The following is a 12022-nucleotide window of genomic DNA, read 5'->3' on the forward strand; positions in this document are numbered from 1 at the left end:
ATAAGAATAAATATGCTGTGCAGGCATGAAAAAGACCCGCTTTCCGAATGGAAGCAGGGTCTGTCTGCGTTTTATCTGTGAATCAACCGCTGCGTACCCTGAAGTTCCCCCAAGCTGCCGACGCCGATCCCGAACATGACCGTGCGCAGTTCGAACTCGGCCTGTTCCATGGCCTGCGCCGCGCTTTCGGCCGAATCGACGGCCGGGCCGAGCAGCGCGCGGCCGAAGCCGGCCAGGTCTGCGCCCAGCGCGATCGCTTTGGCCGCGTCGACGCCGCCGGTCAGACCGCCGCTGCCGATCAGCGGCAGGTCCGGCAGTTCGCGGCGAATCTCCGCGATGCAATCCGCCGTGCCGGTGCCCCAGCCGGCGAATGCTTCGGCCGCCGCCCGGCGCATGGCGTCCGAGCTGCGGAACTTCTCGACCTGGCTCCACGACGTGCCGCCCGCGCCCGCCGCATCGATAAACGCGATGCCGGCGTCCGCAAGCCGCGCCGCCGTCTCGCCGTCGATGCCCCAGCCGACTTCCTTGACCCCGACCGGCACGTCCAGATCGCGGCACAGCCGCGCGATCTTGGGCAGCAGGCCGGCAAAGTTCGTGTTGCCTTCGGGCTGGAACACTTCCTGCAGGCTGTTCAAATGCAGCACCAGCGCGTCGGCTTCCGCGATGTCCACCGCGCGCCGGCACTCGTCCGCGCCGAACCCGTAGTTCAGCTGGACCGCGCCCAGATTGGCGATAACCGGAATGTCCGGCGCCTTGTGCCGGACTTTGAACGTCTCCGCCAGTTCCTCCCGCTCGACGGCGGCGCGGACCGAACCGAGTCCCATCGCCCAGCCGCGCGCCTGCGCCGCTTCGGCCAGCCGCTCATTGATCCGGCCCGTGCCGGCGCTGCCGCCGGTCATCGAGCTGATCAGCAGCGGCGCCCGCAGCGCACGCCCGAGAAAATACGTGCCCAGCTCGATCTGTTCAAAATCGATTTCCGGCAGCGCATTGTGGCGGAACGCGTACCGTTCGAATCCGGTCGTGACGCCTACCCCCGCTACCTGCTCTTCGAGACACAGGCGGACATGCTCGCTTTTGCGGTCTCCGGTCGACGGACCGGGCCGTTTGATTTGTTCCGTCATGGCCGCTCCCCTCTTCTCCTTCAAACTGCTTGCGTCCTCGAATGCACGCCGGAACGCATGGAGCCTCGCGATCGTGCCCGGTCCGCGATCAGACCGATAGCACAATTTGCCCACGCGCTTCAGCTTGCCCCCGAGTCCTGCTCTTTACGCGGCGAATTCCGGCGGCTGCGCCTTGATCTGATCCTTTTACCCGTAATGCCGGCCTTTCCAGGCCGAGCCTTTGCCGCTCAGGCTGCCGAACGCGCTGGACAGCGCGATCGCGATCGTGCAGACAATCGTCGCGAAGACGAATACGCCGTGCCAGGCCGGCAGGCCGCCTCTCGCCCCGCAGACCGCCTTGATAGCCATGCCGATCAGCATCGCCAGGGCGCTGAAAGCCGCCAGATGCGGATTGCCGCCGAACAGTCCGATCAGCAGAGCGATCGGCGGCAGCACGTACAGCGCCGCATACCACGTTAGCAGCAACAGCAGCAGCGCGTAATTGCGTCCGAGCCCCGCGAACAGATTTTTGCTGAAGCCTTCCCATACTTCGCGGGTGCCGTGATACATCCGCATTTCGGCATGTTTGCTCATGTCGGCCAGCATCATTTTGTAGCCGGCTTTTTTGACTGCGCGGGCCATCGCGATATCGTCCACCATCTCGTTTTTGACCGCTTCGTAGCCGCCGACGGATTCGTAGGCGGAACGTTTGATCAGCATGTAGGCGCCGTGCGCCGCGACGAACATACTTTTGCGCGCGCGATACACGAGCGGAATCGGCACATGGCACAAGATGGAGAATTCCATCATCGGCACGACCAGCTTCTCCATCCACGTCACGGTCACCTGCTTCGGAAATCCGGTCAGCAGGCCGACCTTTTTCTTCATTGCGGAACGCAGCGTATCGCGAATGGCCAGCTTGCCAAGCTTGACGTCGGCATCGAGCATCAGATACCAGCTGCCGTTAGCCTGTTCGGCCAGGCGGTGGCAGGCATAGCATTTGCCCTGCCAGCCCGCGGGCAGCTCGTCGCCGTGCATCAGCCGGATGCGATGGTCTTCCATCGCCATCCGGCGTACGATGCCGCCGGTATCGTCGCTCGAATCGTCGTCGTAGACGATGACCTCAAGCCGGTATTCCGAATCGTCGGAGTCCAGTACGTGCCGCAGGCAGTCCGCAATATTGCGCTCTTCGTCGCGGGCCGGAATGAGGACCGACACCAGCGGACGATTCTCGATCGTGCGCGTACGCCGGCCGGGGACCGGCAGCGAGCGTCCGTTCATCAGCGCGAAGACCAACTGCGCGGCGAGCAGCACGCAGACGGTCGTCAAGATCCAAGTCAGAATCAACAACGTGCCGTCCTCCCTTTTCGACGAATCGGATCGTGTTCTTGAGCCTATTCTAAAGCGTATTTTCATTAAAACAAAGTTTCGTGAAAGCAAAATTCCGTGCGCAGCCTCTGACCGGAGCGCCGGCCGGGCCGGTTAAGACACGGCGGCATTGTCCGCCGAGTCGCCCGGCGCGCCGAATTGGGCCAGCACGTGCCGCAGCAGCACGCCTTTTTCTTCGTCCGGCACGATCGCGCGGCGGCCGAACACGTCGTAGCCGTTGCGGCGTACCTGATCGAAGATCGCGCCGTAGAACGCCGCGGCGAGCGCGACCGACAACCCGCTGCGCTTCGGGTAGCTGTCGAGATTCGACAAGCCCTGCTGCAGCCAGATCGCGGCCTGCGCGTGCAGTTCGTCGATCATCGCGACGAACCGCGCGTCGATGACGCCGCGGGACAGATCTTCGTCCGTGTAGCCGTGACGCAGCATCAGTTCCGCCGGAATGTACCGGCGGCCGCGGCCCAGGTCTTCGCCGACGTCGCGGATGATATTGACGATCTGCATCCCCTTGCCGAGAGCGATGCCGGATTCGGCCGCTTCGGCATGCAGATCGTCGCGCAGAACAGGCAGCAGCATCTCGCCGACCGTGCCGGCCACGAGATAGCAGTACCGTTCAAGCTGCTCCATCGTGTCGTAGCGCAGCAGCGTCAGATCGGACAGCTGGCCGTCCATCTGGTTGAGAAACGGCTGCCGGTCCAGGTTCGGGAAGCCGTCGAACAGCCAGCGCAGGGCGGGCCAGATAAAATGGCCATCGGCCCGATCCAGATCGACGAAGCGCTCGCGCAGCTCGTGAATGGTAAACGGCGACGTGTCCGGCTCGTCGACGCTGTCGTCGATCAACCGGCAGAACGCGTAGATGACGTAGACGGCGTGACGCCTCTTCTCCGGCAGATCCCGGAAGGCGTGGTAAAACGAGGACGAGCCCCGTCGCATCGAATCCTCGCACTGCTGCATGATATGTTCGTTCATGGATTCCACTCCTTCAAAAGCTGATTTACGGCCATTCTCGCCCCCTGCATCACGATCGGCACCCCGCCGCCCGGATGCACCGAAGCTCCCGCCGCATACAATCCGTCGATACTTTTGAACGGCTTCGGCTGCGGCCGGTACGGACCGGACTGCGTCAGGATCGGTGCGATGCCGAAACTGCCCCCGACGTAATTGCCGTCTTGGCGCGAGTCTTCGGGCGTTCGAAGCTTGATCCATTTGATCGATTCCCGCAGTCCCGGGAAGCCCCGGCGTTCGGCGGCCTGAAGCACTTTGCGCGCCAGCCGGCGGCCTTCCTTGGACCAGGCCGTGCTCGAAGCGTCGGGCGCCGGAATAAGGAAATACAGCACGCTCTCCCCTTCGGGAGCGGCCTGCGGATCAAGCTCGATCGGGTTAAACACGTAGAAGGACGGATTGGCGGGAATCATCCCCCGCTCGAACACGGTCTTCAGGCTGTCGGTCAGGCTGTCCGGCAAAAAGAATTGATGCGCCGCCGTATCGGTCCAGCGCTTGGACGTGCCGAGATAGACCATCACGCAGCCCGACGAAGGACGGTACGGATTTTTGCGCTTCGCTTCCGGCTGTCCTTCGAGCAGCGGCAGCAGGTTCGGGAAGTCGCCGTTGAACAGTACCGCGTCGTACGTCTCGGGCACGCCGCCCGTCACGATTCCCCGGCAGCGTCCCTGCTCGACCGTCAGGCGTTCGACCCGCGTGTTCAAGCGGATCTCGATGCCGCGCGAACGCAGCTCCTGTTCGAGGATGACCGGCAGGCGGGCATAGCCGCCCTCGATCATCCAGATGCCGAAATCGTGCTCCGCGTACGGCAGGATCGAATAGACGCCCGGCGTTCCCGCGGGCTGGCCGCCGATATAGAGCGATTGCAGCGAATACGCGTCGATCAAATCTTCGTGCTTGAAATAACGCGAAGCCGCCGCGCGCACGCTGCGATGCGCCTGCAGCTTGCCGAGCATGCGCACCTGGCGCGGCGCGAAGAAATCGCGCTTGCGGGGAAATGTCCGCTCCAGCACCGAAGCTTTGGCGCCCGGATACATTTCCCGCATTTGGTTCATATACCGGATATACCCTTCCGACTCCCCGGGAAACAGCCGTTCGATTTCTTTGGCCTGATCTTCCGGCTTGCGGCGCTTCGTCATCATCCGGCCGTCCGAATAATGAATGCGGTACAGCGGGTCGGCTTCGATCAGCTTGATCCGCTCGCGTTCGACGCCGCCTTCTTCGAGAATCGACAGCAGCATCTCCGGCAGCAGCACGATTGTCGGTCCCTGATCGATCCGGCGGCCGTCTTCTTCGTTGCGCTCGAACGCGATCCGGCCCCCGAGCCGGTCGCGGCCTTCGATCAGCGTAACCTGCGCGCCCTGGCGGCTGAGCAGCAGCGCAGCCGTCAGCCCGCCGATGCCGCCGCCCACGATGGCGACTTTCGGCCCGCGGCTCATTCGCTTCCTCCCGCGGCGCCCAGCGGCTGCGGTGCAGGCCGGGCCTGCTTGGCACGATCCGTTTTTTCGATCAGATCCACGCTGATGCGCGCCGATTCGAAAATGGTCGGCAGGCCGCTGCCCGGATGCGTGCCGCCGCCCACCAGCCAGACGCGATCGACTTCCTCGAACTTGTTGTGCGGGCGGAACGCCATCATCTGCCCGAGGTTATGCGACAGGTTGAACGTCGCTCCGCGGTAGACGTCGAGCGAATCCTGCCAATCCAGCGGCGTGAAGAACGCTTCCTGTTCGATGCGTCCGCGCAGCCCTTTGAGCTGGTCGATCGCCTCTACCCGGTCCAGCATCCACTCTTTGAGTTCCTCGCGGCGGCCGCTCCAATCGGCGTCGCCTTTGAGGTTCGGCACCGGCATCAGCACGTAAACCGCCGATTTTCCGGCCGGCGCGAGCGTCGGATCGAGCTTTGACGGGTTATGCACATAGATGGAAGGGTCTTCCGACAGCTTCTGGCTGCCCGTGATCTCTTCGACATTTTTGGGATAGTCGTTCGCGAAATGGACCGAATGGTGCGGAAGATCGATCTCGCCGTCGATGCCCAGATACAGCATGGCCGTCGAGCACGAATATTTTTTCGCTTCGAGCTTTTCCGGCGTATACTTTTTGAGCACGCCCGGTTCGAACAGCCCGTTCATCGCCGTAGCGAAGTCCGCTCCGATCACGACATGGTCGGCTGTCCGCCGCTCGCCGCCCTGGACGCTCACGCCGACGGCGCGCCCTTTTTCCGTCAGGATGCGTTCTACCGGAGTGCCGAGATGGAAGCGCACGCCGTGTTCTTCCGCGACCCGGACCATCGCGTCCCACAGCGCGGAGATGCCGCCCTTCGGATGCAGCAGGCCGTAACGGTGCTCCATGAACGAGAGAATGGTAAACGTACCCGGACATTCCCAGGCCGACATGCCCAAATATTTCGACTGGAACGTAAAAGCATATTTAAGCCGCTCGTCCTTGAAGTAACGGGACAATTGGCCGTAGACGGTATCGGTTATTTTCAGGTGAGGCAGCGCTTTGATCGCGTCCGCTTTCATGTAATCGCCGAAGCCGCCGAAAGGCCGGCGCAGCAGCGGTTCCACATGCGCGTACTTGACTGACTCATCGGTCATAAATCGGTAAAATCCGGCTTCTTCTCCCGGGAACAGCGCCTGGATGCGTCTGGCCGTCTCTTCGTTGTCGCTCGAAGGCATCAGCACGGTGCGTCCCTGGTCGAAGTACAGTCCGTACAGTGGGTCAAGCTTGTGAAGTTCCACGTAATCATGCACGGAACGTCCCGCCTGCTCGAACAATTCCTCCAGCAGCTGCGGCATCATCAGGAAAGTCGCGCCCCGATCAAACGTGTAGTCGCCGAGCTTCAGCCTGCCGGAACGTCCGCCGGGGACGGGCTGTTTTTCGTACACGTCGACTTCGTACCCCTTCGCGCCAAGCAGCATCGCCGCGGCCAATCCTCCGGGTCCCGCGCCTACGATCACTGCGGTCTTGCTGTTTTCATTTCGCCCCATGCCGATTCACCTTTCCTCATTTCAGACTTGCCCCATCGTCTTTTATTACCCAACAACCGGCCGAATTTCTCGCTTTGCGAATGGCGTATTGTGTAAAATCGGTGCGAACGCGATCTTTTTGTATCAAATTTTAATTTTCAAAGCCTAAGATTCTCTCTTTAGCCTATCACAGCAACCATCATCCCACAAACGTCTTTTCGGGGTTTTCCGGCATGCAAAAAGAAAAGAACGCGCCGCGGCGGCACTTCCTCTTCTTTTTGAGAGCTGCAATTTTTTTCCGGTGATATGCCAGGCCTCCCATTTATAGCAGAGGAGACAGCAAACGCGCGGCCGATTCCATAAAACGCAGAGCAATTCGTTTGCTGCCGAACACCGCCGGATCGATCATCGTCGTGTTCAGCAGGTCGCGCTCGAAATCGGCCGTAATCCGCGCCACGCTGGCATTGTTCATCAGCAGCGCGTTGACTTCGAAGTTGAGGTGGAAGCTGCGCATGTCCATGTTCGCCGTTCCGATGCTCGCCGTCTCCCCGTCCACGATCAGCAGCTTGGAATGCAGGAAGCCTTTTTCGTATTCGTAAATCTTCACCCCGGCATCGAGCAGGATCGGAAAATACGAATGCGACGCCCAAAACGGCAGCTTTTTGTCGGGCTTCGCCGGGAACAGCAGCCGCACGTCCAGCCCCGACAAAGCGGCGGTGCGCAGCGCGGTCAAAATGTCTTCGTCCGGGATAAAATACGGCGTCGCGATCCAGACCGAACGTTTGGCCGTCGTAATCATCGTGAAAAAGATATGCTTGAGCGTCCGGCGATCGTTGTCGGGGCCGCTTGCGATGATCTGCACGGCGCCGAGCTCGGGGTCGGGTTTGCTTTTGGATTGAAAATAACCCGGTCCGGTCGGCTGCTCATTCGTCATATGCCGCCAGTCCCGCAGGAAAATGCGCTGCAGCGTGCTGACCGCGTCGCCTTCGATCCGCATATGCGTATCGCGCCAGAACCCGTACGTCTTGCTGCGGCTGAGGTATTCGTCGCCCACGTTCAGCCCGCCGATAAACCCGATACTTTTGTCGATGACGACGATCTTGCGGTGGTTGCGGTAATTGACCCGGCTCGTCGCGAGCAGGAACTTCGTCGCGCCGAACAGCGCCACCTTCACGCCCGCCGCCCGCATCTCGTCCAGAAATTTGCGCGGAAGCTGGATGCTGCCGACGGCGTCGACCATGAAGCGGACTTCCACGCCTTCGCGCGCTTTTTGGATCAGCAGCTTCTGGATCTGCGTGCCGATCTCGTCGGCGCGGTAAATGTAGTATTCCATATGGATATGGTGGCGCGCGCCGCGCATCGCGTCGAGCAGCGCCGAGAACGTGCTGCCTCCGTTCGTCAGAACCGCGGTCGGGCTGGAATACGAGACCGGCGTCAGCGACAAACGGCGCGACAAGCGCAGGATACGCTGCTGTTCGTCGCTGAAATGCGCTGTGTTCTCGATGCCGGCCAGCGTGTCTTTTTCGCTCCATTCGTAGATGCGGCGGTCCCACTGGGCTTTTTTGTCGTACTTGCGGCGGCGGAAATAATTTTGTCCGAACAGAAAATAGAAGATCAGCCCGACGACCGGCAGCAGGCCGAGCACCAGAATCCACGACAGCGTGCTCGACGGATTGCGGTTGTCCATAAAGATGACGAACGCGATCGAGACGACGGTCAGGGTGGAAAAAATGCTCATGACGGCAGCGGCGGTCGTGCCGAATAAATCGACGCCGAAATAATAGAAGACGAACAGCAGTGCGGCGAGCAAAAATACGATCAACCCGCGTCTCATCTCAAAAACCCCCTCTTGCGGCGAAATGCCGGACGGAATGCGGGTGGATACCCGAACGTGCCCATCCATACGGTCTTTGTCGTTACGGTCATTACGCTCTGCGCGCGCCGCGGTTTCATTCCTGCGCAAATCCGCGGCGCGCTCCATCTGTGTTCTCCCTGCAATTGACATTCCGAACTCTTCATGTTAGGTTTTAACCTACCGATCGTTAGTTTTTCCGTTTATAAAAAAGACGAATCGACCGAGCACGCCAAAGGAGGATCCCGGATGACCCGCAAACCGGCTATTGAAGATATCGCGCTGGACCTGTTCGCCAGCGAAGGCTTCGAAGGCGCTTCGCTTGGCCGGATCGCGGACGTAGTCGGCATCCGCAAGCCTTCGATCTACGCCCATTTTCGCAGCAAGGAAGAGCTGTTCCTGTCCGTGTTCGAACGGGCGCTGCGCCGCAAGAAGCGGGCGCTGTTTCGCTTCGTGGGCGAACGGCGGTTCGACCCGTTCGACGACGTGCTGCGCGGGCTGGCCGAACGCCTGATGGACGATTACGAACAGGACGCGGAGACGCGCTTCCTGCTGCGCATGTCGTATTTTCCGCCAAGTTCGCTGCACGACCGGGTGATGGACCTCGTCAATCCGTTTTTCGAACAGGGCGAACGCGGGCTGACCCGGCTGCTGCTGAGGCCGGGCAGCGCCGAGCGCCTGTATCCCGACGGCGCTCGCGAAGCGGCGCTTGCCTATCTGACGATCCTCGACGGCGTGCTCGCCGAAGCGATCTACAGCAGCCGCGCCAACGCGGCGCGGCGCTTCGAAGCCGTCTGGCCGGTCTACTGCCGCGGCGTACTGCGTCCGGTCAGGCCGGACGAACCGATTCACACACAAGGAGAGTGAATGCCATGAGCCGCACGAATCGCGGATGGCTGTACGTATTGATCGGAGGAGTGTTCGAAGTGGCCTGGGTATCCGGGCTGAAGCACTCCTCGAATATTTGGGAATGGCTGCTGACGGTAATGGGCATCGCCATCAGCTTCTGGCTGATGATCGGCGCTTCGAAAGTGCTGCCGATCGGCAGCGTCTACGCCGTCTTCACCGGCCTAGGCACGGCGGGCACCGTCGTGGCCGAGACGCTGCTGTTCGGCGAACCGTTCAGCCTGGCCAAGACGCTGCTCATTCTGCTGCTGCTGTCAGGCGTCGTCGGCCTGAAGCTCGTAACCGACGCTTCGCCGGCGGAAACGCCGCCGGTCGTCGACGGAAAGGGGGCGGTGTAACATGCCGTGGATCGCTCTCGTTCTGGCCGGATGCTGCGAAGTGTTCGGCGTCATCGGCTTGAAGCAGGTCTCGCTGCGCAAAGGACTGCCGGCCTACGCCCTGCTGATTGCCGCTTTCGCGGGCAGCTTCTCGCTGCTCACCTACGCGATGCAGCATATTCCGATGGGCACCGCCTATGCGATCTGGACCGGTATCGGCACTGTCGGCGGCGCGCTCGTCGGCATGTTCCTGTACGGCGAGCCGAAAGAGACCCGGCGCATTCTGTTCATCTCGATGATTTTGGCCGCTGCGGTCGGACTCAAGCTGATCTCGTAAAGATCCCGCTTTTTTTATAATCTTTTTTTCCACCGAACGGACGCTTTCGACCCCGGTTTTCCGGTAAAGTTGAGGCGGCCGTTTTTTTCGTTTATACTACGTTTGACTCTACAGTCGATTACGGAACCCAATGGTCAAAAAAGAAAGGGGATTTCGCTTGCTGATCGATAAATCCGCGGAACGCAGACAAACCATTTTCACGGTCGCTCTCGGTTTGTTTTCGGAACGGGGCATTCAAGAAACGTCCATGCAGGACATCGCGGAACGCTGCGGCTTTTCCAAAGGAACGCTATACCAGCATTTTCGTTCCAAGGAAGAACTGATCGGCGCGATTCACCAGTATGCGCTCGGCACGCTGCACGAGAAGCTGGAGCTTGCCGCTTCGGCCAACCTTCCGGCGCGCGAAGCTTTTTACGCCCAGATCGAAGTGCTGCTGCACTCGCTGATCGAATTCAAGGCGTTCATGATGATGCAGATCCGCGAACGCGAATTCAGCGGTATCGGCGAAGAACGCACCGACGGCAGCGGCGAACCGGTCTGCGGGCCCGCGGGACACCATCCGATCCTGTCTTCGGCGTTCGTGCAGATCCGCCGCAGCCTGATCGGGATCTACGGACCGGAGATCGATCCGTATTCCGGCGATTTCGCGATCGTCGTCGGCGGCCTCGTCTTCTCGTATTTGCAGCTGACCGATTGGGGCATGCCGGAGATTCCGATTCCGCAAGCGCTGCGCCATCTCGAACTGATGCTCGACGCGACCGCCGAACGTGTGCTGGATCGCAAGCCCGAACCGCTGATCGCGCCGGCGCTGTGGACGACCTGGGTCGAAGACGCCCCGGAAGATCCGTCCGCCTCCAAGCGCCCGTTCATCCTGATGCGCCAAATGCGCGACACGCTCGCCTGGAGCCCGATCGGGCGCAGCGAGCGCGAAGACGCCCTGGAGACGCTCGACGTGCTCGAGGAAGAGCTGTCCGCCGAAGCGCCGCGCCGCTCCGTCGTCCGAGGCATGCTGGGCAATCTCAAAGACGTGCACGTGCTGCACGGGGCGCTGGAACAGCTGTCCCCGCTCGTGCTGTACCGGCTGGACGAACTTCATTCCCGCCGATAAGCCTGGCGGTTACGCGATCGAACGCTTTATTTTTCCGAATCCTTCAACCCGCCGTTACAGAGACAAGGAAAGTCCGCCGCGCGTGGGCCGCATGAAAGTTCGGGCTGCCGAACGCGGCCGATGCGCCGGACGGATCTATCCCATTTAGAGGAGTGGAGAATCTTTTTATGAAAAGTATCATCGGCTTTTCCCTGCGGAACAAGCTCGCCATCTGGTTCCTGACGATCGTCATTACCGCGGCCGGCATCTACGCCGGTCTTACCATGAAGCAGGAAACGATTCCCGATATCAACGTCCCGTTTCTGAGCATCACCGCCGTCGATCCGGGCGCCGCTCCCGAGACGGTCATGAACGAAGTCGCCATTCCGCTGGAGCAGATGCTCCGCAACGTGGCCGGCGTGCAGAACGTGACGTCCACGTCGATGGAGAACGTCGCCTCGATCGCCGTCGAACTCGACTTCGGCGCCAATCTGGACGAAGCGACCGCGCAGATTCGCGAAGGCCTGAACCAGGTCACGCTGCCGGAAGGCGTCGAGCGGCCGCAGATTACCCGCTTCAGCCTGAACTCGTTCCCGGTCATCTCGCTGAGCGCATCCGCCAAAGAAGGCACGGACGATCTCGAAGAGCTGTCCCGGATCGCCCAGGAACAGGTGCTGCCGGAGCTTGAGAAGATCGAAGGCATCGCCTCTGTCCAGCTGTCCGGCCAATACGTCCGCGAAGTACAGCTGACGTTCGACGCGGAGAAGATGGCACAGTCCGGCCTGACGCAGGAGACGGTGCAGAACATCGTGAACGCTTCGGCCGTTCGCGCGCCGCTCGGCTTGTTCACGCTGGACGATTCGCAGTCCGCGGTCGTCGTGGACGGCAACGTCACGACGCTCGAAGATCTCGAAGCGCTTGAGATCCCGGTCGTGCCCGCGCAGAGCGGCACGGCCGCAGGCGCCGGCGCGGCGGGTGCCGGCATGGAAGGCGCTGCGGCAGGTGCGCCGAGCGCAGCAGCGGGCGCGGAAGCGCCGGCGGCCGGCGGTACGGCCGCCGGCCAGGAC

The 12022-nt window shown here is 61.4% G+C and carries 11 protein-coding genes; 5 read left to right on the forward strand and 6 right to left on the reverse strand.

Going from position 1 to position 12022, the window contains the following annotated elements:
* Positions 1–71 precede the first annotated feature (71 nt).
* The 6 genes from fni to cls all read right to left on the reverse strand — a co-directional run bounded on the left by fni (position 72) and on the right by cls (position 8290).
* On the reverse strand, positions 72–1121 hold the full coding sequence (gene fni / locus FTE24_RS14360; RefSeq protein WP_150235090.1) for a type 2 isopentenyl-diphosphate Delta-isomerase: 1050 nt from the start codon (positions 1119–1121) through the stop codon (positions 72–74).
* Positions 1122–1307: 186 nt separating this feature from the next.
* Complete coding sequence (locus FTE24_RS14365; RefSeq protein ID WP_160441770.1) at positions 1308–2450, reverse strand: glycosyltransferase; 1143 nt, start codon at positions 2448–2450, stop codon at positions 1308–1310.
* A 132-nt stretch (positions 2451–2582) separates the two neighbouring features.
* A complete protein-coding gene (locus FTE24_RS14370; RefSeq protein ID WP_150235085.1) occupies positions 2583–3455 on the reverse strand; it encodes a phytoene/squalene synthase family protein in 873 nt (290 codons plus the stop codon).
* Positions 3452–4927 (reverse strand): phytoene desaturase family protein, encoded by a 1476-nt coding sequence (locus FTE24_RS14375; RefSeq protein ID WP_150235083.1) that lies wholly within the window; start codon positions 4925–4927, stop codon positions 3452–3454. The genes FTE24_RS14370 and FTE24_RS14375 overlap by 4 nt, the downstream gene beginning before the upstream one ends.
* Positions 4924–6477 carry a phytoene desaturase family protein gene (locus FTE24_RS14380; protein ID WP_150235081.1) on the reverse strand — a complete coding sequence of 518 codons (1554 nt, stop codon included), beginning with the start codon at positions 6475–6477 and terminating at the stop codon, positions 4924–4926. The genes FTE24_RS14375 and FTE24_RS14380 overlap by 4 nt, the downstream gene beginning before the upstream one ends.
* Before the next feature lie 301 nt (positions 6478–6778).
* Positions 6779–8290 (reverse strand): cardiolipin synthase, encoded by a 1512-nt coding sequence (cls, locus tag FTE24_RS14385; protein ID WP_150235079.1) that lies wholly within the window; start codon positions 8288–8290, stop codon positions 6779–6781.
* A 267-nt stretch (positions 8291–8557) separates the two neighbouring features.
* Between cls and FTE24_RS14390 the strand changes: the two genes are divergently transcribed.
* The 5 genes from FTE24_RS14390 to FTE24_RS14410 form a co-directional block, all read left to right on the forward strand.
* Entirely contained in the window at positions 8558–9175 is a 618-nt protein-coding gene (locus FTE24_RS14390) for a TetR/AcrR family transcriptional regulator (protein ID WP_160441771.1), read from the forward strand.
* A 5-nt stretch (positions 9176–9180) separates the two neighbouring features.
* Positions 9181–9552, forward strand: a complete 372-nt coding sequence (locus FTE24_RS14395; RefSeq protein WP_150235075.1) for a DMT family transporter — start codon at positions 9181–9183, stop codon at positions 9550–9552.
* A 1-nt stretch (position 9553) separates the two neighbouring features.
* Entirely contained in the window at positions 9554–9868 is a 315-nt protein-coding gene (locus FTE24_RS14400; protein WP_141447460.1) for a DMT family transporter, read from the forward strand.
* Between the two features lie 157 nt (positions 9869–10025).
* On the forward strand, positions 10026–10976 hold the full coding sequence (locus FTE24_RS14405; RefSeq protein ID WP_160441772.1) for a TetR/AcrR family transcriptional regulator: 951 nt from the start codon (positions 10026–10028) through the stop codon (positions 10974–10976).
* Between the two features lie 167 nt (positions 10977–11143).
* Positions 11144–12022 (forward strand): efflux RND transporter permease subunit (locus FTE24_RS14410; RefSeq protein ID WP_160441773.1); only part of this gene is annotated, 879 nt, incomplete at its 3' end.

The sequence above is a fragment of the Saccharibacillus sp. WB 17 genome (assembly GCF_008634075.2).
In the GTDB taxonomy this organism is placed as follows: domain Bacteria; phylum Bacillota; class Bacilli; order Paenibacillales; family Paenibacillaceae; genus Saccharibacillus; species Saccharibacillus brassicae.